Annotated in this window: 22 protein-coding genes; 3 read left to right on the top strand and 19 right to left on the bottom strand. The window is 45.1% G+C overall.

What is annotated here, in order from left to right; all coding sequences use genetic code 11:
• Nucleotides 1-59: 59 nt before the first annotated feature.
• From rnhB to rpsB, 15 genes are all read right to left on the bottom strand, one after another.
• Nucleotides 60-677 carry a ribonuclease HII gene (gene rnhB, locus APB76_RS04690; RefSeq protein WP_054961973.1) on the bottom strand — a complete coding sequence of 206 codons (618 nt, stop codon included), beginning with the start codon at nucleotides 675-677 and terminating at the stop codon, nucleotides 60-62.
• Entirely contained in the window at nucleotides 670-1,824 is a 1,155-nt protein-coding gene (gene lpxB, locus APB76_RS04685) for a lipid-A-disaccharide synthase (protein WP_054961974.1), read from the bottom strand. Before lpxB ends, rnhB begins: the two co-directional genes overlap by 8 nt.
• 91 nt (nucleotides 1,825-1,915) lie before the next feature.
• A complete protein-coding gene (lpxA, locus tag APB76_RS04680; RefSeq protein ID WP_054961975.1) occupies nucleotides 1,916-2,704 on the bottom strand; it encodes an acyl-ACP--UDP-N-acetylglucosamine O-acyltransferase in 789 nt (262 codons plus the stop codon).
• Between the two features lies 1 nt (nucleotide 2,705).
• Nucleotides 2,706-3,158: a 3-hydroxyacyl-ACP dehydratase FabZ gene (gene fabZ, locus APB76_RS04675; protein ID WP_139152290.1), complete on the bottom strand. Its 453-nt coding sequence runs from the start codon at nucleotides 3,156-3,158 to the stop codon at nucleotides 2,706-2,708.
• A 96-nt stretch (nucleotides 3,159-3,254) separates the two neighbouring features.
• Nucleotides 3,255-4,286, bottom strand: coding sequence for a UDP-3-O-(3-hydroxymyristoyl)glucosamine N-acyltransferase (gene lpxD / locus APB76_RS04670; RefSeq protein ID WP_054961976.1), 1,032 nt, complete (start codon nucleotides 4,284-4,286; stop codon nucleotides 3,255-3,257).
• A gap of 6 nt (nucleotides 4,287-4,292) precedes the next feature.
• On the bottom strand, nucleotides 4,293-4,802 hold the full coding sequence (locus tag APB76_RS04665) for an OmpH family outer membrane protein (RefSeq protein WP_049842798.1): 510 nt from the start codon (nucleotides 4,800-4,802) through the stop codon (nucleotides 4,293-4,295).
• Between the two features lie 16 nt (nucleotides 4,803-4,818).
• Nucleotides 4,819-7,230: an outer membrane protein assembly factor BamA gene (gene bamA, locus APB76_RS04660; RefSeq protein WP_049842799.1), complete on the bottom strand. Its 2,412-nt coding sequence runs from the start codon at nucleotides 7,228-7,230 to the stop codon at nucleotides 4,819-4,821.
• 37 nt (nucleotides 7,231-7,267) lie between these two features.
• Nucleotides 7,268-8,626, bottom strand: coding sequence for a sigma E protease regulator RseP (gene rseP, locus APB76_RS04655; protein WP_049842800.1), 1,359 nt, complete (start codon nucleotides 8,624-8,626; stop codon nucleotides 7,268-7,270).
• Entirely contained in the window at nucleotides 8,623-9,831 is a 1,209-nt protein-coding gene (gene ispC / locus APB76_RS04650; protein WP_049842801.1) for a 1-deoxy-D-xylulose-5-phosphate reductoisomerase, read from the bottom strand. Before ispC ends, rseP begins: the two co-directional genes overlap by 4 nt.
• A gap of 41 nt (nucleotides 9,832-9,872) precedes the next feature.
• Entirely contained in the window at nucleotides 9,873-10,715 is an 843-nt protein-coding gene (locus tag APB76_RS04645) for a phosphatidate cytidylyltransferase (RefSeq protein ID WP_049842802.1), read from the bottom strand.
• An 11-nt stretch (nucleotides 10,716-10,726) separates the two neighbouring features.
• Entirely contained in the window at nucleotides 10,727-11,482 is a 756-nt protein-coding gene (locus APB76_RS04640) for a polyprenyl diphosphate synthase (protein WP_049842803.1), read from the bottom strand.
• Nucleotides 11,483-11,578: 96 nt separating this feature from the next.
• Nucleotides 11,579-12,136: a ribosome recycling factor gene (gene frr, locus APB76_RS04635; protein WP_054961977.1), complete on the bottom strand. Its 558-nt coding sequence runs from the start codon at nucleotides 12,134-12,136 to the stop codon at nucleotides 11,579-11,581.
• 101 nt (nucleotides 12,137-12,237) lie between these two features.
• On the bottom strand, nucleotides 12,238-12,969 hold the full coding sequence (gene pyrH, locus APB76_RS04630) for a UMP kinase (protein WP_038139540.1): 732 nt from the start codon (nucleotides 12,967-12,969) through the stop codon (nucleotides 12,238-12,240).
• A gap of 150 nt (nucleotides 12,970-13,119) precedes the next feature.
• Nucleotides 13,120-13,962: a translation elongation factor Ts gene (gene tsf / locus APB76_RS04625; protein ID WP_054961978.1), complete on the bottom strand. Its 843-nt coding sequence runs from the start codon at nucleotides 13,960-13,962 to the stop codon at nucleotides 13,120-13,122.
• A gap of 131 nt (nucleotides 13,963-14,093) precedes the next feature.
• The gene (rpsB, locus tag APB76_RS04620; RefSeq protein WP_049842806.1) at nucleotides 14,094-14,822 is read right to left on the bottom strand and encodes a 30S ribosomal protein S2; all 729 of its coding nucleotides are present in this window, start codon (nucleotides 14,820-14,822) and stop codon (nucleotides 14,094-14,096) included.
• Nucleotides 14,823-15,176: 354 nt separating this feature from the next.
• On the opposite strand from rpsB, the gene map reads away from it, so the two are divergent.
• The 3 genes from map (at nucleotide 15,177) to APB76_RS04605 (ending at nucleotide 19,305) form a co-directional block, all read left to right on the top strand.
• Entirely contained in the window at nucleotides 15,177-16,055 is an 879-nt protein-coding gene (gene map / locus APB76_RS04615) for a type I methionyl aminopeptidase (RefSeq protein ID WP_049842807.1), read from the top strand.
• A 104-nt stretch (nucleotides 16,056-16,159) separates the two neighbouring features.
• Nucleotides 16,160-18,781, top strand: coding sequence for a bifunctional uridylyltransferase/uridylyl-removing protein GlnD (gene glnD, locus APB76_RS04610; RefSeq protein WP_054961979.1), 2,622 nt, complete (start codon nucleotides 16,160-16,162; stop codon nucleotides 18,779-18,781).
• 140 nt (nucleotides 18,782-18,921) lie between these two features.
• Nucleotides 18,922-19,305: a DUF3461 family protein gene (locus tag APB76_RS04605; protein ID WP_049842809.1), complete on the top strand. Its 384-nt coding sequence runs from the start codon at nucleotides 18,922-18,924 to the stop codon at nucleotides 19,303-19,305.
• A 200-nt stretch (nucleotides 19,306-19,505) separates the two neighbouring features.
• Here the strand turns inward: APB76_RS04605 and pgpA are convergent, their stop codons facing one another.
• The 4 genes from pgpA to ribH all read right to left on the bottom strand — a co-directional run bounded on the left by pgpA (nucleotide 19,506) and on the right by ribH (nucleotide 22,002).
• Nucleotides 19,506-20,012, bottom strand: a complete 507-nt coding sequence (gene pgpA, locus APB76_RS04600; RefSeq protein WP_054961980.1) for a phosphatidylglycerophosphatase A — start codon at nucleotides 20,010-20,012, stop codon at nucleotides 19,506-19,508.
• Between the two features lie 12 nt (nucleotides 20,013-20,024).
• On the bottom strand, nucleotides 20,025-20,990 hold the full coding sequence (gene thiL, locus APB76_RS04595; protein ID WP_049842811.1) for a thiamine-phosphate kinase: 966 nt from the start codon (nucleotides 20,988-20,990) through the stop codon (nucleotides 20,025-20,027).
• A gap of 74 nt (nucleotides 20,991-21,064) precedes the next feature.
• Complete coding sequence (gene nusB, locus APB76_RS04590; RefSeq protein WP_049842812.1) at nucleotides 21,065-21,532, bottom strand: transcription antitermination factor NusB; 468 nt, start codon at nucleotides 21,530-21,532, stop codon at nucleotides 21,065-21,067.
• A complete protein-coding gene (gene ribH / locus APB76_RS04585; protein WP_004415274.1) occupies nucleotides 21,532-22,002 on the bottom strand; it encodes a 6,7-dimethyl-8-ribityllumazine synthase in 471 nt (156 codons plus the stop codon). The genes nusB and ribH overlap by 1 nt, the downstream gene beginning before the upstream one ends.
• Nucleotides 22,003-22,049: the final 47 nt, after the last annotated feature.

Genomic DNA, 22,049 nt, shown 5'->3' with positions numbered 1-22,049 from the left:
AGATATTTGAGGTATATTAAGTGAAAACCTTCGACTTATATACCCCCGAAAGAGTCTAGCTACTCGATACCTAGCACACGCTTTACTGGCTTAAAGCTTTTACGGTGCTCAGCGATAACACCATGCTGTTCAATCGCTGAAAAATGCGCCTTAGTTGGATAGCCTTTGTGCTGAGCAAAACCAAACTGTGGATGACGCTTATCGAGCTCTTCCATCTCTTGATCACGCACCACTTTAGCGATAATCGAAGCGGCACCAATTTCAGCAACGCGTAAATCGCCTTTGACGACCGCTTGCGAGTCCATGGTTAACTCAGGGCAACGGTTGCCATCAATCAGGGCTAAATCAGGTTGTACCTCTAAGCCAGAAATTGCTCTTTGCATCGCAACCATAGTCGCTTGCAAAATATTAAGTTCATCAATTTCTGCTGGAGAGCAACGCCCCACCGACCAAGCTAGTGCTTTTTGTTTAATCTCAGGGAGTAAAGCCAAACGCTTTTTCTCAGACAGTTTCTTTGAATCGTTCAAACCTTCGATTGGATTGTTGGGGTCTAAGATAACAGCGGCCGTCACAACATCGCCAACCAACGGTCCACGCCCAACCTCATCAACACCAGCGATACGAAGGTATCCCTGTGGATATTCAAACGGCGGTAATTCTTTGTTTTGTTTAGTCATCTTGTTTATCTCTGCCGATCAACTTAAGTACAGCTTTAGCGGCCTGTACATCGGCATCTTTGCGAATGAGTTTGTGCATATCAGTAAAGCGATCAATGAGCTCTTGGTTATCACTATTTAGCATCTTATCGACGGCAGGAACTAAGTACTCAGGAGCACATTCATCGAGAATAAACTCCTTCACCAACTCTTCTCCTGCCAAGATGTTAGGCAAAGAGACATATTGGGTGATTGCCAGTTTCTGTACCAACCAACCGGTTAATCGATTAACTTTATAGCCAACCACCATTGGGCGCTTAAGCAGCATACATTCAAGAGCAACTGTGCCTGAGGCAAGTAATACTGCATCAGCAGCCGTAATCACGTTTCGCGCAGTGTCTTGAACAATAACAAAGTCGAGATCTGGCGCAACAGACTGCCAGATCTGTTCAAATTGCTGGCGACGTTTATCATTCACCGCAGCCACAACAAAGCCAATGTCTGGATGCTTTTGCTTGATTTCACGACAGGTTTGAATGAAGGGTTCAGCAATCAAGCCGACTTCACCGCCACGACTGCCAGGCAGTACAGCTAACCACTGCTTGTTTTGCTTTAGGCCAAGCAAGGCTCTCGCCTGTTTTTGATCCGGTACAAGCGGAATCGAGTCTGCTAAAGTGTGTCCTACAAACTCACATGCAACGTTATATTTGTCGTAGAAGGCTTTTTCAAACGGTAAAAAGGCCAGTACAAGATCGGTCGCCGCATCAATTTTGAAGATACGTTTTGGACGCCATGCCCAAACTGAAGGGCTGACATAGTGAACTGTTTTGATCCCCTTCTTCTTTAGATCGAGTTCAAGGCGTAAGTTGAAATCTGGAGCATCAATACCGACAAAGACATCCGGTGGATTATCGCTGAAATACTTTACCAAGTGAGCTTTCACTTTTAACAGCCTTGGTAGTCGTCCCAACACTTCAACCAAGCCCATAACAGCGAGCTCTTCCATATCGAACAGAGACTCACAGCCTTGAGCGATCATCTTCGGGCCACCAATGCCAACAAACTCTGCATCTGGATATTGCGCTTTAATCGCTTTGATAAAGCCTTCTCCCAAAGTATCTCCTGACAGTTCGCCGGCGATAATGCCAATACGTAGTGGTTTTTCCATTGCTGAATGACCTACCTAATTTGTTGCTTTAAAAAGTAAAAAAGACCGCAACCGTAAGATTGCGATCTTTTATGCAGCTTCACAAGTGATATTAGCGAATAATACCGCGCTCAGAAATCTCTAACATCTCTAGCATAGGTTTGATTGATTCAAACTCTTTTGCCATTTCAACTAGGCTTGCTTTTGCGTCTTCAAGCGTTTTACCCGAACGGTAAATTTCTTTGTACGCTTTCTGCAAAGCACGGATTTCTGGCTTCTCAAAACCGTTACGCTTAAGACCTACTAGGTTTAGGCCAAACGGTGTGGCGTGGTTACCTTGCGCAAGTACGTAAGGAAGCACGTCTTGAACAACAGCAGAGCAGCCGCCAGTGTATGAGTAAGCACCGATATTACAGAACGGGTGAATCGCTGAAAGAGCCATAACACCGGCATAGTCACCAAGGGTAACGTGACCACCAAGGATAGCATTGTTGCCAACGTGAGTATGGTTACCAACAATAACGTCATGGGCGATGTGTGCATTAACACACAGCAGATTATCATTACCAATCACGGTTGTTGCTTTATCTTGAGTGGTGCCACGGTGGATTTGTACCGCTTCGCGGATTACGTTGCGATCACCGATCACTACTGTTGTCTGTTCGCCACCATATTTCTTGTCTTGGTTTTCTTCACCTATCACAGCATGGGGGAAAATACGATTGTCTTTACCGATGGTTGTATGACCTTTGATCACAACATGTGACATCACTTCAGTACCTTCACCGATCTCTATCGTTCCCGAGATATAGGTGAATGGACCAACAGTCACATTAGCTGCGATTTTTACATCACCTTCAATGACAGCAGAAGGATGAATTTGAGCCGTTTCATGAATCATATTAAAACTCTCGACGAGCACATTTTAGTTCAGCAGAACATACTACTTCGCCGTCAACTTTTGCTGTGCCTTTGAATGCAGCAATACCACGGCGCTCTTTTAAGAATTCAACTTCAATCACCAGTTGGTCACCTGGTACCACTGGTTTACGGAACTTAGCACCGTCTACACTTGCGAAATAGTATAGCTCGTTGTCTGAAGGAGCACCGAATGATTTGAATGCCAATAAGCCAGTTGCCTGAGCCATTGCTTCAAGGATCAGTACACCCGGGAATACAGGTAGTTGTGGGAAATGACCTGTAAACTGAGGCTCATTCACTGAAACATTCTTAATCGCCGTTAGATATTTCTCTTCTTGGAAATCAATCACACGATCAATAAGTAAGAAAGGGTAGCGATGCGGCAACAATTCCTGAATTTCAGTGATGTTCATCGTTTTGTTTTCAGTAGTCAAAGTCATATTCCTATATTGAATGCTAATTTTGTATCTGACGGGCATTATAGATGAAAAAGACCCGCAATACGCGAGCCTTTTTGAACCATGTTAGAGTTAGGCGTCTTTGTCGTTCTCTAGCAGCTTTTCTACCGCTTTTAGGCGCTTATTCATGTCATCAATACGATGCACACGAGTTGCTGTTTTACGCCACTCTTTATTTGGTTGTAGTGGGATGCCAGAAGAGTACATACCTTTCTCTTCGATGCTGCGCATGACCATACCCATACCTGTAATTGTCACGCCATCGGTAATCTCAATGTGACCGTTGATCACAGCACCACCACCAATAATACAGTATTTGCCTATCTTAGTACTGCCTGCGATAATCGTAGCACCCGCGATGGCTGTACCATATCCGATGTGTACGTTATGGGCGATCTGAAGCTGGTTATCAAGGATAACATTGTCTTCAATCACGGTGTCATCAAGCGCACCACGGTCAATGGTCGTACAAGAGCCAATTTCAACTCGATTACCTATACACACAGAACCTAGCTGAGGGATCTTAACCCACTCACCTTTTTCGTTCGCATAACCAAAACCATCAGAGCCAATTACGGTATTTGCTTGCACCAAACAATCCGAGCCTAATGACACTTCATGGTAAATCGAAACATTCGACCATAGCTTAGTGTTGTTGCCAAGCTTGGCATTTTTACCCACAAAACAGCCTGCGCCAATAACAACGTTATCACCTAGCTCAACACCCGACTCAATCACAGCATTAGCACCAACGGAAACATTGGCACCCAATTGGGCACTGTCAGCAATGACCGCTGAGGGGGCTATATCTTGAGCAGGGGCTGGCGTAGTGTCGAGCGCTTGCGCCACTTTAGCAAATGCAACGTAAGGGTCATCAACGACAAGTACATTACCGGAGCAAAGCTCACGTTGTGCCTCTTTAACCATCACAAGTGTCGCTTTACACTCAGCAAGATGCTTTGCGTATTTAGGGTTAGACAGGAAAGTAACATGACCATCCTGTGCACTGTCCATTGGTGCTACCATGGTGACAACAGCCGTTGCATCACCATGTAGCTCTCCACCAGTAATCGTGGCCAATTCAGCCAAAGAAAGAGTCGTCATAAATAATTATTTTAGTGAGTCAATTACAGCTTTAGAAATATCATTTTCTGGTTTAGAAAAGCGCACAGCTTGCTGCTCCAGTACCATATCGAAGCCTTGCTTCTCGGCTACTTTATTGATTGCTGATTGAATAGTTTTAAATAGCTTTTGCTCTTCTTCCGCTTGACGACGCTGTCTTAGCTTTTCGAAAGACTGCGCTTTTAGCTTCAGTTCATTCTCTAGTTGGCCAATCTCTAGACGCAATTTGTCGATATCGTCTTGGCTCATCAACTCGCCATCGCGCTTGAGCTTTTCAACCTTACCCTTGCCTTTAGCCTGAATGGCCTGAAGTTCAGAAGATTTATCTTTGAATTCATCTTGAAGTTTTTGCGCTACCACTTCACGCTGAGGAAGAGCCTGAAATACTTGAGCAGTGTTTACGTAACCAATCTTCTGAGCAGCTTCAGCAGCGTTGGCAAAAAAAGAAGACGTCATTACTAGAAGGCCAAGACCAGCCGCTTTAATAGTTTTGTTCACTGTATTTTCCTTTATATTAGAAGGTTCTGCCGATGGTGAATGTGAAGAATTCTTCGTCATCACCCTCATAAGACTTAATTGGTTTCGCAACGGAGAAGACTAGCGGCCCCATTGGAGACATCCATTGCAGCGCTGCACCGTATGAAGCACGGTAGTTCATTGGATCAGAGTAGTCATTGTAGTAGCGAGTACCTGTATATTTAGAGTCGTAAACAAACTCTGTATCCCACACGCTTGCCGCATCGACAAACATACTGGTACGAATCTGACTTCTGAAATCGTCAGAAGCAAATGGAGTCGGTACGATAAGCTCCATACTCGCTAGGGCGATAGCATTACCACCTACCGAGTCGTCAGTTGCTGTCAAACAAGAGTCGGTATTACAAGTGCTTGGATTACCATTGACTGTGTAGACCGCTTTTGGACCTGCACTGTTCGAGCGGAAACCGCGCAAAGTGGTAAAGCCACCTGCATAGTAGTTTTCGTAGAATGGGAACAAGTTATCATTGCCATCTGTCTTACCGTAACCATTCCCGTAACCTAAGCGGCCACGCATTAATAAGGTAAACTCATGCTTCTTAGTTAACGGCACATACTGTCTAACGTCATACTGCAGCTTAAAGTATTGTGCGTCAGAACTTGGTACGGTTGCCTTAGCAAATGCACGCTGATAGTTACCTGCTGTTGGGAAGTAACCTCGGTTCAAATTGTTGCGCGTCCACGACACATTCAAATCAAAGTCGTTGGTAATAATATCACCGTTCGGCTGACCAATACTTTGGGCAAACAGCTGGGCCTGATCGTAAGTCGGTACATTGCCAATCTTGTTGTGAGTTAAACCCACACCAAATTCGAAACGGTTAAGTTCATCAAATGGGAAACCCCATGTCAGACTCGCGCCATAACTTTCGTTGGTATAGTCAACGATGTTCGCTTCTTTCGCTTCGAATTCGTTGTAGAAGATCTTACCACCCAAACTGACACCATCGAGATTCCAGTATGGATCTCGGTAGTCTAAACTGACATTTTTCTGATAGTCATTCATCATCGCGTTGATACCAACGCGGTTACCACTACCTGCGAAGTTATCTTGCTGCAGACCTACTTGGAAACTAATACCTGATTCAGTACCGTAGCCAACACCAAAGTTGATACTTCCTGAGTTAGCTTCCTTAACGTTGTAAACCAAATCTACTTGGTCTTCACTACCAGGTACGCGTACGGTTTGTACATCCACCGTTTCAAAGTAACCTAAACGGTTAAGACGATTTTTACCTGTTTCAATCGATTTCGAGTTGAGCCAACTGCCTTCCATTTGACGCATTTCGCGGCGCAATACTTCATCTTTAGTTGCATTGTTGCCGACAAAACGAATGTCACGGACATAGATACGTTTACCCGCTTCTACATTCACCACCAAAGAAACTGATTGGTTCTCATCATCAAACTCAGGAATGGTACGCACTTGTGGGTAAGCATAACCCGCTTCACCAAGTAGTCGCTTAACATTCTCTTCTAAACTAGTGACCGCTGAACCGTTATAGGTTTCCCCCGCTTCGAACGTCACCAGTTTTTCAAATTCTTGTTCTTTACCGATTAACTCACCACGGAATTTGACATCTTTGACCGTGTACGGCAGACCTTCATTCAACCCTAGGGTGATATAAACGCCTTTTTTATCGGGTGAAATGGCAACCTGAGTAGAATCGATCTGAAACTTCAGATAACCACGATCTAAATAGTAAGATTTTAGCGCTTCGATATCACCTGCTAAGACTTGCTTTTGATACTTATCATCAGAAAGGAAGTTCCACCAGGCAACATCAACGTTCAGCTCAAAACGGTTTACTAGCTCTTCATCAGCGAACGTTTCGTTGCCAATAAAGTTGATCTGTTTAATCTTCGCCGACACGCCTTCAGTAAAGACAAACTTAAGGTCACTACGGTTACGTGGCAGTGGTGTGACAACGGCTTTTACCGTCGCGTTGTATTTACCAACGCTGTAGTAGAAGTCTTCAAGGCCTTTTTCAATCGTTGATAGCGTTGTACGATCAAGAGCTTCACCCATCCGAATACCTGAAGCATCTAAGTTTTGCTGCAGCTGTTCTTCTTTAATCGCCTTGTTCCCTGAGAAGGAAATACTCGCGATAGTTGGACGCTCTTTTACTTGAACAACAAGTACATCGTTGTCGCGTAGAACTTTAATATCTTCAAAGTTGCCCGTAGCGTATAAAGCTCGGATCATCTCAGAGACATCTTGGTTCCCTACGGTATCGCCAATTCGTACTGGCATTTTCAATAGTGCCGCACCCAGTGCAACACGTTGTAAGCCTTCAATTTTAATATCTTGAACTACAAAGTTCTCGGCACCGTTTGCGCTCACGCTTGTCGCTAACAGGGTCGCAAACAGAATATTTTTCATCGCCATTTTGTTTTAGTTATTCCTTACTTCAACCTTTACTCGGTTATAGACGAGCAAAATCATTGAAAATTGCCACTGCCATAAGAGAGAAGATAATTGCACCGCCCACACGGTAACCCATTTCCTGAAACTTTTCTGGAACTGGGCGTCTTATTACAGCCTCAATAGCAAAAAACAATAAATGTCCGCCGTCCAACATTGGCAACGGTACAAGGTTAATAATCCCTAAGTTCACACTGATTAATGCAAGGAACCCTAGGAAGTAGACTAAGCCATAATCGGCTGTTGTCCCGGCTCCTTTCGCGATCGAAATAGGCCCACTCAAGTTATTAAGACCAACATCACCAACAATCAGTTTTTTCAACATGCTAATGGTTAAGTCAATGACCTGGCCTGTTTTTTCAACCGCCTTTCCGACTGATTCAATTACACCAAATTGCAGATCGAAGCGATAATTTTCTGGCCATTCTGCGACCTCAGGTGTAATTCCAGCAAAACCTATCACTCGTTGATTGGATAGCTCACGGCTATCAGGTGTAATCACTAATGATAAAAGCTCTCCATCACGCTCCACTTCAAGGTTCAATGGCTTGTTTGGGCTTTTGTGAATGCTTTCTACCACCTGCTGCCATTGGCCGATCTCAACACCATCAACCTTGGTCAGTAAATCACCTACTTTTAAACCAGCCCGCTCACCAGCCCCACCTTCTGACACATTAGTCAGCTTGGCTGTCACTGGCGGTGTAAATGGAACAAAGCCCAAGGCTGACATAGCAGACTCTTTCTCTGGGTCAAAGTTCCAATTCGTTAAGTCAAAATACTTAGTTTGCTCTATTCCCACCCCCTCTGCAGGAGCAACAGTCATGGTTAACTGATTATCACCAATATGAGAAATGAGCCCCATATTGACCGATTCCCAATCCGCAGTTTTGACGCCGGAAACGGCTTTAAGTTCCATTCCCGGCTCCAATCCCGCTTCGGCAGCAATAGAGTAAGGCGTAACTTGACCAACAACTGGTTTAACCGCAGGAACGCCAATTAGGAATACTAACCAGTAAGCAAATACCGCAAACAAGAAATTGAAAATGGGACCGGCAGCAACAATCGCCGTTCGCTTCCAAAGTGGCTTACGGTCAAAAGCAAACTCATGCTCACCTTCAGCCAGCTCGTCTAGTCGACCATCGAGCATTTTCACATAGCCGCCTAGAGGGATGACAGAAATGCTGTACTCTGTGCCATCCTTGCCGACTTTACTCCAAATTGATTTACCAAAACCAATCGAGAACTTTTCAACTCGAACGCCACATCGACGCGCTACCCAAAAATGGCCGAATTCATGTACTGCGACTAAAATGCCGAGTGCAATAATAAAGGAAACAAAATTCCAGATGATACCCGTCATAGTGTACGTCCACTTATGATATTGGCTGCTAACTCTCTTGCTATTCTATCTAGCTCAAGAATACTTTCCAAGTCAGCACAATGTGACTGACTGACTGAGGCGCAAAGTTTACTAACTACTTGTTCGTTTACTATTGCAATATCAGTAAACTTAAGTCGATGACTCAAAAAGGCATCGACTGCAATTTCATTAGCTGCATTAAGTAGAGTGGTTGCATGCTGCCCTTCGTAACACGCGTCAATCGCAAGCTTAAGGCACGGGTAACGAGCAAGATCAGGCTCAAGAAAGGTCAGCTCCCCTACCTTAGTAAAGTCGAGTGGTGCGACACCTGCCTTAACTCTCTCTGGATAAGACAGGGTTAATGCGATTGGTGTTGCCATATCGGGCTCGCCCATTTGCGCCAACACGGAGCCATCTCGATATTGGACCATAGAATGGATAACTGATTGAGGGTGAATGAGCACTTTTAGCTGATCACGAGAGGTGTTAAACAACCATTTCGCTTCAATATACTCCAACCCTTTGTTCATCATGGTCGCAGAGTCAACAGAAATCTTTGGCCCCATTGACCAATTAGGGTGAGCAATGGCTTGCTCCGGGGTTACTTCGCTTAAAGCGCTGATATCGCTGTAGCGGAAAGGACCACCAGAGCCAGTCAGTAGTATATTGGAAATCCCATGTTGCGTAAGATCACAGCGGCCTAAATGAGTTTGTACCTCACTAGGTAAACACTGAAAAATAGCATTATGCTCGCTGTCTACAGGGAGAAGTTCAGCGCCATATTCTTCAACCGCATCGATAAACAGTTGCCCAGACATTACCAGCGCTTCTTTGTTTGCAAGCAGCACGCGTTTACCTGCTTTTACTGCCGCCATGGTTGGTAATAGACCCGCAGCACCAACAATTGCTGCCATAACGGTATCAACCTCATCGCAAGATGAAATCTCACACATGGCATCAACACCGGCTCTCACTTCGGTACCAATTTTTAGTTCGATTAACTGAGCTTTTAGTTTCAGTGCAGCTTGTTCATCAACCATGACTGCATACTTAGGCTGCCACTTCTGACACAGCTGACGCATTTTGTCGACGTTCTGCCCGGCAGCAAGCGCTACTACTGAGAACTTTGCAGGGTTTTGCTCAATGACTTTGAACGTGCTTGCTCCAATTGAGCCAGTCGCACCTAAAATCGTTAACTTACGCATAGCAACAAACCATTAATGAATAGGGCAAGCCGAAGCTTGCCTTAAAATGTGAAGTAGAGGAATGCAAACACAGGGAAAGCGGCAGTCAAACTGTCTATACGGTCAAGTACACCGCCATGCCCTGGAATAATGTTGCTACTGTCTTTTATACCAGCTACGCGCTTGAACATGCTCTCAACCAGATCACCAAGCACTGAAATCACTACCGTCACCAGAGTGATACCAACCATAATAAACCCGCTAGCAAATTGAATATCAAACCAGAATGCCGTTCCCCAGCCGACTAGGATTGCAGTAATAATTCCGCCAATTAGGCCTTCTATAGTCTTATTTGGGCTAACGTATGGAGCCATCTTATTCTTGCCCATGCTCTTACCCGCGAAGTAGGCACCACTATCTGCAGCCCAAACAATGAAGCAAACGTACAGGACCAGTTTAGCACCGTGATAAGGGTCTGCATCGATGCCTTCTGCACGCAGAAGAAGCACACTCCAGAAGAATGGCAATAGAGTTAAAATGCCGAACCCATAACGCAAAAAGTTAGAACTTTGCCATAGAGAAGAAGATTTAGGATAAGTAATGGCAAGTGCGCTCGCGACTAACCACCAAATACAACCGATCCCTAGAATAATATAATGCGGTTGGGTGACCAAATTTAGGTTCAATGTATCGGACGGTACAAGCCATACCGTAACAGCACTGACTAACACTGTAGGAATCAGGGCGAACATCCGTGACGATGTATCAACAAATTGAGTCCATTCCCAGAACCCGATCAGCGTTACGGCGCCAATCGCGACCATAAACATAGGTAGAGAAAGTTTGAATATGCCTAATATTACCAATGGCGCTAAGATAAGCGCCGTTATAATTCTTTGTTTCAAGCTTTGATCCTTTATTCGCTTTCCATCAGAGCTTTAACTTGTTCACCTGTGCAACCAAAACGGCGCTCACGGTTTACAAACCAAGTTACGGCTTCAATCAAGCTATTTTCATCGAACTCTGGCCAGTAAATCGGAGTGAAGTACATTTCAGCGTAAGCCATCTGCCACAACATAAAGTTACTGATGCGGCATTCTCCACTGGTTCGAATCATCAAATCAACTTCAGGTAAATCTGCCATAGTGAGATGCTTGGTGATTAGCTCTTCGCTAATATCATCTTGATTCAACTCACCTGCGGCAACCTTAGCTGAAATTGCTTTCGTCGCCTGCATAATATCCCACTTACCGCCATAATTAGCTGCGATATTGATGACCATGCCTGAATTGCCTTCGGTCAAAGCTTCAGCCTGTGCAATCTTCTTTTGCAAACGCTCGTTAAAGCGCGACGTATCACCAATAATACGTAAGCGTAAGTTGTTCTTATGCAGTTTTTTTACTTCAGTTGAAAGTACGGTAATAAATAGCTCCATCAACACACCGACTTCCTCTTCAGGTCGTCGCCAGTTTTCACTGCTAAACGCAAACAAGGTAACGGCTTTGATACCTAGCTTTGCAGAAGTTGAAATCGTTTTACGTACGGCAGCAACACCGTTCTTATGCCCAAAGACACGTGGCTTACCTTGTGCTTTGGCCCAACGACCATTGCCATCCATGATGATTGCGATATGTTTCGGGAGTAAATCAGGAGAGAGTTGTGAGTTTTGCATAAGACGTTGATGAATAATCAGCAGGGGACAGAGAGTAGCATAAAAAAGCGCTGTGCTGCGAGCACAGCGCTCTTTATTGAGAAAGTTTATGGAGAATTAGACTTCCATCAACTCTTTTTCTTTCGCTGCTAACACTTCATCAACTTGTTTCACAGCTGCATCAGTAATTTTCTGAATCTCTTCTTGACCTTTACGATCTTCGTCTTCAGAAATTTCTTTGTCTTTTAGTAGCGTTTTGAGATCACCGTTAGCGTCACGACGAATGTTACGAATCGCAACACGGCCGCCTTCAGCTTCACCACGTACGATTTTAACTAGGTCTTTACGACGCTCTTCCGTTAGCGGTGGAAGTGGTACACGAATGATAGTACCAGCGGACATAGGGTTTAGACCTAGGTCAGACATCATGATCGCTTTTTCAACTTTTTGTGTTAGCTCTTTATCAAATACCGTGATTGCCAGTGTACGAGCATCTTCAGCGACTACGTTCGCAACCTGGTTTAGAGGCGTTGGCGCACCGTAGTACTCCACAGAGATTCCAGACAGTAGACTTGGGTGTGCACGGCCTGTGCGAACTTTAGAAAGGTTGTTTTTTAGCGCTTCTACGCTTTTATCCATGCGCTCTTGAGCGTCTTGTTTGATTTCGTTAATCACAATATCACCTTAATGTGTAAATCTTTCTTGAAGAAAGCTTAATCGGGAGTTTTCAAAAGGCAATACCGCAGTACAATTCATTTATACTGCGGCGATAAGAATTACTCAGCGTCGCTGATCAGCGTGCCTTCTGCTTCACCCATAACCACGCGACGTAGTGCGCCTGGCTTATTCATATTGAATACACGGATTGGCATTTTGTGGTCACGTGCCAATGTAAATGCTGCCAAATCCATTACTTTTAGTTCTTTTTCAAGAACAGCATTGAATGAAAGCTTATCATACAGCTCTGCGTCTGGGTTTGCTACTGGGTCTGCGGTAAATACACCATCAACTTTTGTCGCTTTTAGAACTACATCCGCTTCAATCTCAATTCCGCGCAAACATGCAGCAGAGTCAGTGGTAAAAAATGGGTTCCCCGTACCTGCAGAGAAGATAACCACACGGCCTTGACGTAGTTCGCGAATTGCATCTGCCCAGTTGTAGTCGTCACACACACCCTTAAGAGGAATTGCAGACATTACGCGAGCGTTTACATAAGCACGGTGCAGGGCATCACGCATCGCTAGACCATTCATTACCGTTGCTAGCATCCCCATGTGGTCACCGACAACACGGTTCATACCAGCTTCAGCAAGACCGGCACCACGGAAAAGGTTACCACCACCGATAACCACACCAACTTGAACACCAAGTTCAACCAGCTCTTTTACTTCTTGGGCCATACGATCAAGAACCGCAGGATCAATGCCGAAACCATCTTCTCCTTGAAGAGCTTCGCCACTCAGTTTTAACAGAATACGTTGATACGCTGGTTTAGGGTTCGTAGTCATGGAGTTTACCTTCCAAAAGAGAGTTGTTGATTAACAGTCATGGATTGAGACTTCAAAAGTCTACATCCATCACGGCTAAACGATTGTCCGTTAGTCGTAAAAAGACCGCAGCCTTGGCTACGGTCTAAACTTTGTGCGTATCTCTAAGGATTAACCTTTTTGAGCAGCAGCGACTTCTTCAGCGAAGCTCATTTCTTCTGCTTTCTCGATACCTTCACCTACTTCTAGGCGAACGAATGTAGCAACAGAAGCGCCTTTCTCTTTCAGCATTTCGCCTACAGATTTCTTAGGCTCCATGATGAATGCTTGACCAGTTAGAGAGATTTCGCCCGTGAATTTCTTCATACGGCCAACAACCATTTTCTCTGCGATCTCAGCAGGCTTGCCTTCGTTCATAGCAATTTCAACTTGAACTTCTTTCTCTTTAGCGACTACGTCAGCTGGCACGTCTTCTGGGTTAACGTACTCTGGCTTAGAAGCAGCAACGTGCATTGCAACGTGCTTAAGAGTTTCAGCATCGCCTTCACCAGCAACAACTACACCGATCTTCTCGCCGTGACGGTAAGAAGCAATAGCAGTACCTTCAACGTATTGAACGCGACGGATGTTGATGTTTTCACCGATCTTAGCAACTAGAGCAATACGCTCTTCTTCGAATTTAGCCACTAGCTCTGCAACAGAAGCTTTAGATGCAAGAGCGTCTGCTGCAACTTTCTCTGCAAATGCAGTGAAGTTACCATCTTTAGCAACAAAGTCAGTTTGGCAGTTAACTTCAAGAAGAACAGCAACACCATTTTCTTCTTTGATGATGATTGCGCCTTCAGCAGCTACGTTACCTGCTTTTTTAGCAGCTTTAGCAGCACCTGATTTACGCATGTTTTCGATTGCTAGTTCGATGTCAGCGTTTGCTTCAACAAGCGCTTTCTTACATTCCATCATGCCCGCGCCAGTACGTTCGCGCAGTTCTTTAACTAGAGCAGCAGTAACAGCCATTCTCTATTCCTCAGTTGATTCTGTATTTGGTAAAAAACAGGGGCCTACATTTTCGGCCCCTGCTGATAACTATAACTCAGTTTATGCGACAACTAAGTTGCACATAATCTAAGTGTGACTCGGAGCCGCTATTATTCAGCTTCTACGAAACCATCTTTTTCAGCAGCTACCGCTACGTCTTTGTTACGACCTTCAGTTACTGAAGTTGCAGCAGCGTTTAGGTAAAGCTGAACTGCACGGATCGCATCGTCGTTACCTGGGATGATGTAGTCAACGCCGTCTGGGTTAGAGTTAGTATCTACTACAGCGTAAACTGGAATACCTAGGTTGTTTGCTTCTTTAATCGCAATGTGTTCGTGATCAGCATCGATTACGAATAGAGCGTCTGGTAGGCCGCCCATATCTTTGATACCACCAAGAGATTTCTCTAGCTTCTCCATTTCACGAGTGCGCATTAGAGCTTCTTTCTTAGTTAGTTTGTCAAAAGTACCGTCTTGAGCTTGAGCTTCAAGTTCTTTTAGACGCTTGATTGACTGACGAACAGTTTTGTAGTTTGTAAGCATACCGCCTAACCAGCGGTTGTTTACGTAAAACTGGTTGCTTGCGATTGCAGCTTCTTTAACAGCTTCAGATGCAGCGCGCTTAGTACCTACGAATAGAACTTTACCTTTCTTCTCGCCAACTTTAGCTAGTTCAGCTAGAGCGTCGTTGAACATTGGTACAGTTTTTTCTAGGTTGATGATATGAACCTTGTTACGAGCACCAAAGATGAATGGCTTCATTTTTGGGTTCCAGTAACGAGTTTGGTGACCAAAGTGAACACCAGCTTTTAGCATATCGCGCATTGATACAGTTGCCATTTTAAAATCCTCTATGGGGTTAGGCCTCCACATCCCCCATAACTCCGACTAGGCTTCTGCCCAGCACCCCGGAATATGTGACGGAATGTGTGTGATTTAAAGATAAAAGTTAGTTGGAAGTAATAAGCTTCGCCACTCAATAATTTATTAAGCAAAGAAAACTGACCACATTTCCGGCGCGCTTTATACCATATTTTTACCCTTGGTGGCTAGTAAAAAACGCTCTGCACTGTAGCAAAATACACTAAACCCGGCCTTAAACCTATTAGAAGAATCATTCTCATTATGAGGCGTTCCTGCTAGAATGCGCCCATTCGGCGCCTCAGAGTGCAACCAAATAAGTAGAGAAAGCCAATGTCAATCAAGATTAAAACAGCTGAAGAAATCGAACGTATGCGAGTAGCGGGCGCTTTGGCCGCAGAGATCCTAGAGATGATCGAACCTCACATCAAAGAGGGGGTGACAACAGACGAATTGAATCAGATTTGTCACGACTACGGGATTGAAAAAGGTGCATACTCTGCCCCACTTGATTACCACGGATTTCCAAAATCAATCTGTACTTCAATCAACCATATCGTCTGTCATGGTATTCCCGCCTCTGCAGACGAAGTGGGTAGCAACGGCCAAGTGAAACCTGCGGTACTAAAAAACGGCGATATCATTAATGTTGATATCACAGTAATTATCCCGAATGATACTAATGCGGACCTGTCAGTACGCCCGGAAGGCTACCATGGTGACACATCAAAAATGTTCTTTGTTGGTGATGTTTCACCGGCAGACAAACGCCTATGTATGGTAACTCAAGAAGCTCTTTACGTGGGTATGCGTAAGGTGAAACCAGGCGCGACCGTAGGTGATATCGGCACGTCAATTGAAAAGTACATCAAAGAGAACAACAAAAAGAACCCACGCAACAAGTTCTCTATTGTCAAAGATTTCTGTGGTCACGGCATTGGCAATGAGTTCCATGAAGAGCCGCAGATCGTGCACTACAAGAACCAAGATCGCCGCGTTTTAAAAGAAGGCATGTGTTTTACTATCGAACCTATGATTAATGCAGGCAAGTTTGGTGTTACCGTCGATGCAGAAGACGACTGGACGGTATACACAGGCGATAACAAAAAATCGGCGCAGTATGAGCACACCATCTTGGTTACCAAGACAGGTTGTGAAGTTTTAACATTACGTAGCGACGATACCATTCCACGAATGATGAGCAACGCTTAATCAAAATCAGCCTACAATATCCCCGCTTCGTCGGGGATATTTTTTTATTGGCACCATTTTGTTAGATTAGTTCTCTATAGGACTATTTTGCATGGATTCGCTGTATGCCCTTTCAATCACCACTCACGTTTAAAGACACCCAGATTTCGATTAGCGAGCTAAAAAGCCAACTCGAACACTTTGCTAATTATCAAAAACAAGAGTTCCTCGCTCACCACCCAGTGACTGATTTAGTCTTAGGTAGAGCGGAGTATATTGATTTGCTGCTCAACCGCCTATGGGACCATTTCGGTTTCGCTAACTTACCAAACATCAGTCTCGTCGCGGTAGGCGGATATGGCCGAGGAGAGCTACATCCTCTGTCGGATATCGATATTCTCGTCGTTTCGCGTAAGACTCTTCCTGAGTCACTTGCGGGTAAAGTAAGTGAGTTCATTACCTTACTGTGGGATTTACGCTTGGAGGTAGGTCACGCGGTTCGAAGTGTCGAAGAGTGTGCAGCTATTGGTAAAGACGACCTTACCGTTGCCACAAACCTACAAGAAGCCCGGCTACTGTGTGGCTGTGAAGATACCTTCCACCAACTAAGGGGGGTTATTCACTCCGAGTCATTCTGGCCCAGTGAAGTCTTCTACAAAGCAAAAGTACAAGAGCAACGCGACCGCCACGCGCGATTCCATGATACCACCTACAATTTAGAACCTGACATAAAGTCCACCCCTGGTGGTTTAAGAGATATACATACCCTGAGTTGGGTTGCTCGTCGCCATTTTGGGGCGACCTCTCTACTTGAGATGAGCCAATACGGCTTCCTTACCGACGCAGAGTACCGTGAACTGGTCGAATGTCAGGACTTCCTATGGCGAGTTCGTTTCGCCCTACACATAGAACTAAAACGCTATGACAACCGACTCACATTTGCTCACCAAACACAGGTAGCGGAGAACTTAGGCTATTCGGGTGAAGGCAATCGTGGTGTCGAGATGATGATGAAGGAGTTCTACCGCACTCTTCGTCGCGTTGCTGAGCTAAACAAGATGCTGCTTAAGCTGTTTGATCAAGCGATCCTCAACAATGGCATTGAAGCAGATCCAGAAATCCTCAGTGACGACTTCCAACGCAGAGGGCACTTGATCGAAGCTCGTAAGCCTGCACTATTCCAAGCTCGCCCTGAAACGATTTTGGATATGTTCCTGCATATTGCCAATGACTCTACCATTGAGGGCGTAGCGCCGCCGACAATGCGCCAATTGCGTACCGCACGCCGACGACTGAATAAGTTTCTGCATACCATTCCTGAAGCAAGAGAGAAATTCCTCGATCTATGCCGACACCCAAATGCGCTGCACAAAGCCTTTAGCTTGATGCACAAACTTGGTGTCTTGGCGGCTTACCTCCCACAGTGGAGCCAAATCGTCGGTCAGATGCAGTTTGACCTGTTCCACGTTTACACCGTTGATGAGCATAGTGTGAGGTTGTTAAAACACATCAATACCTTTAGTGATCCTAGTAATCATGGCAAGCACCCTATCTGTTGCGAGGTATATCCGCGTATTCACAAGAAAGAGTTGCTCATCATCGCCGCTATTTTCCACGATATAGGTAAAGGTCGAGGTGGTGATCACTCTGTGATTGGTGAAGGTGAAGCTTACGATTTCTGTATCGAACATGGCTTATCGAAGCCAGAAGCTAAGCTGGTCGCATGGTTAGTAAGACATCACTTACTGATGTCTGTCACCGCACAGAGACGTGATATCTACGATCCAGAAGTGATCACCGAGTTTGCGAAACAAGTGCGCGACGAAGAGTACTTAGAGTATCTGGTCTGTTTAACCGTTGCCGATATCTGCGCGACAAACCCTGAGTTGTGGAACAGTTGGAAGCGTACCTTGCTTGCTGAGCTGTACTATTCCACTCAGCGTGCTCTGCGCCGCGGGTTAGAGAACCCCGTCGACGTCAGAGAGCGTATTCGTCATAACCAACATCTTGCTTCAGCCCTGCTGCGCAAAGAAGGCTTTAACTCACGAGAAATTGAAGTTCTTTGGCAAAGGTTTAAAGCCGACTACTTCTTACGCCATACCCATAAACAAATTGCTTGGCACTGTGCACACCTATTGCGTCATCAAGACCACTCACAGCCGTTGATCTTAATATCGAAAAAAGCCACCCGCGGCGGCACTGAAGTTTTTGTTTACAGCAAAGACCAACATGCCCTGTTTGCGAGTGTGGTAGCAGAGCTTGACCGCAGGAACTTTAACGTTCACGACGCCCAAGTTATGACCAGTAAAGATGGCTATGTGCTCGATACCTTTATGGTGCTGGACCAAAATGGCGATGTTGTCGATGAAAGTCGACACAAAGCAGTTATCAAGCATCTTGCTCACGTTTTGGAAGACGGACGCCCAACCAAAATCAAGACCCGACGTGTGCCGCGAAATTTACAGCACTTTAAGGTCAACACGAAGGTTGACTTCCTACCGACCAAGAGTAAGAAACGCACCTTGCTAGAGTTTGTCGCTCTTGATACCCCAGGCTTGCTCGCTACAGTCGGCGCCACCTTCGCTGATTCGGGGGTTCACCTCCATGCCGCTAAAATTACCACTATCGGCGAACGCGCCGAGGATCTATTTATTATCACCAGTGAAAATGGTGGCAAATTGAGTGAAGAGCAACAGCAAGAACTCAGAGACAAACTAATAAAAAACGTCGCAGAACTAGCACCTTGAGAGATCTCGACCACAAGTTACTAACTTGAAAAAAAAAGCACTGTCTACCACGATCATAGGCTGCTACATTAATAGTGAATTGTTCATTCCCTGCTCATTTTGGGGTGGGGATAATTACTGCAACACAATAGAGGTAGCCTATGTATCCACACCTCACAGGTTTAGGTATACACGATCCTAAACAAATTGAGCGCTATTCCCTTCGCCAAGAAGCGCACAAGGATGTGTTAAAGATCTATTTTCGTAAGCAAAAAGGTGAGTTGTTTGCGAAAAGCGTCAAGTTCAAATACCCGCGACAGGTAAAAAATGTGCTTGTCGATAGCGGCAGTCACAGCTATAAAGAAGTCACTGAAATAAACCGCAACCTGACTTTAGTCATCGACGAACTTAATAAGATAACTAAACCAGTGAAGACTGCAGAGATCGACATTAAAGAGAAGATTTTGTCGGATCTACGCCATCTTGAGAAAGTCGTCTCAAGTAAAATTGCTGAGATTGAGTCGGATTTAGATAAGCTTAAATAACGAACGCCGCGATTCGGGGTTCGAGAAGCGAGAAGGGTTAGCACTAGTGCTAACCCTTCTTGTATTGTCGTCATCCTCAAGAGTGAGGAACGAACGAGTTGGGGAGCTCTGAAACGAGTAGAACATCTTACGAGATTCCCTACTCCTTCCTGCGTCAGTCTATGGAATGACGAGGCCTTTACGCCGTTTCCAGATCGGCCTTAAACCAGCCAGCCTGCGTATTTGCCGACTAGATAGAGAGCCACACCCGCCATAACGCCAGCAACGATATCATCGAGCATGATACCCAAGCCGCCATGAACCCGCTTATCTAGCCAGCCAATTGGCCAAGGTTTAACCATGTCGAAGAAACGAAACAGAACAAAGCCCGTGACTAGCCACTTCCAGTCCGTTGCCGACAAGTTAAATATAGGCACCACCAACATGGTAATCCAAAAACCTGCGAATTCATCCCAGACAATTGAGCCGTGGTCGTGCACGCCCATATCATCTGAGGTGACTTGGCAGATCTTAATACCAACGATACAAGAAACAGCCACTGCAACAATGTAAAGTGGCAATGGCAGTTGCACCAGCAGCAAATAGAAAGGGATAGCCGCTACCGTACCCATGGTGCCCGGTACGACGGGGGATAATCCGCTGCCGAACCCCGTCGCCAATAAATGCCAAGGATTTTTTAAAGAGATAAGTGATAAAGGGTTAGTCATAGTCAGTACTGTTTACTTAAAGTGATCGTAGCCACTCAGATCCCAATCAATCGGTTGGCCATGGTTGTGAAGTTCGAACGTCCCCTTAGGGCGAATCTGTCCTATACAGGTAATCTTAGTGCCACAATGAGCCAGAGCACTCTCGATAGAGCCTTTGTTTCGTTCTGGCACAGTGAAACATAACTCGTACTCTTCACCACTCGACAACGCATACTGTTGAGCATGAGGCACAGAGCCTAAGAACTGAACCAGTTCATTAGAGACAGGTAAAGTAGAAACGTCAAGACTTACACCAACGTGAGAACGTTGCAAAATATGTTTGATATCAGAGATAACACCATCGGAGATATCAATTGCAGCACTCGCTAAATCAAGTAATGCTTGACCGACTAAAACCCTTGGATTCGATAAATAGTGACGCTTTTCTAGCTCCTCCGCACTCGGTTTGTTACCTAAGCTTGGGTCAAGAATGACATCAAGCCCTGCTTGGCTATCGCCTAAATATCCTGTTACATAAACCCAGTCACCAACTCGTGCCCCATCGCGTCGCAGTGCTTTATCGGCATCCACTAAACCTTGTACGGTTAACGTTAAGCTCAGCGGACCTTTCGTCGTATCGCCACCTATCAACTGAATACCGTAGTAATCTGCCAGTGCAAAAAACGCATCACAAAATGGCGCTAACCACGCTTCATCAGGCTTTGGCATGGTTAGGGCGAAAGAAACCCAAGCCGGTGTTGCTCCCATTGCCGCTAAATCACTAATATTAGAGGCTAACGCTTTATGTGCCACCCAAGCGGGATTGGCACTGGAAAGGAAGTGCGTGCCAGCAACTAAAGTATCCGTACTAATGGCAACAGAGAGATTATGAGGGACTTTCACTAGTGCGCAGTCATCACCAGCGGCCAGTATTACATCTTTGCGCTGACTTTGGCGCCCAACAAAGTACTTGTCGATTAAATTAAACTCACCTGACATATCTTTATTTTTCTGAATTGGCTTAGGCTATAAAAAAGGCCAGCAATTGCTGACCTTTTCATAATCTGAATCGATTATTTCTTACGTACGTGCGGTGCCGCTTTATCTAGCACACCATTGACGAATTTGTGGCTTTCTTCTGCTGCAAATACTTTTGCAAGTTCAATCGCTTCGTTGATAACCACTTTGTAAGGGACATCTTCACGACGAGTCATTTCATACATCGCAAGACGAAGCAATGCTAGCTCCATCATGTCCAAATCTTGCATTGGACGTGCTGTGTATGGGCGAATCTTACAATCTAGCTCGGTGTGACTTAGCACAACACCTGTTAGTAGGTCACGGAAGTATGCAACGTCTGTGTCAGGAGTAGAAAGTGCTGGTTCTGCAGCATGATGTTCTTCTTCATCATACTTACCACCAGACAAAAATTGCTCCTCAATTGTAGCAACATTTTCTTTAGTAATTTGCCAAGAGTAGATCGCTTGTAGAGCGAATCGACGTGCATTACGACGTGCGGCTGGTTTCACACTGGCCCCCATTAGGAATCGATTTCTGAAAGAACGTTTATCATCTCAAGTGCGCTTAGTGCAGCCTCTGCACCTTTATTACCAGCCTTGGTTCCTGCGCGCTCAATTGCTTGGTCAATTGTATCAACGGTGAGTACGCCGAATGCAACTGGAAGGCTGTATTCCAGAGAAACTTGCGCAAGACCTTTGTTACATTCACTACAAACATAGTCGAAATGCGGAGTACCGCCACGAATAACAGTACCAAGAGATACAATTGCATCAAATTTTCCTGTTTTAGCTACGCGTTGAGCAACAAGTGGAAGTTCTACTGCACCTGGGCAGCGAACTACTGTGATGTTATCTTCGCTAACTTGGCCATGACGTTTTAAAGTATCGATTGCACCAGACAATAGACTTTCGTTAATAAAACTGTTGAAACGAGAAATAACGATAGCAATTTTTGCGTTTGGCGCTGGGAAGCCACCCTCGATCACTTTCATAAGCCTTCCTTTAACTATGTTCATCAAGTGAGAATCGCCGGATTCTA

Source organism: Vibrio bivalvicida, from assembly GCF_001399455.2.
Classification (GTDB): domain Bacteria; phylum Pseudomonadota; class Gammaproteobacteria; order Enterobacterales; family Vibrionaceae; genus Vibrio; species Vibrio bivalvicida.
Note: the sequence above shows the minus strand (reverse complement) of the source record. Positions and strands in the feature narration are given on the sequence as shown.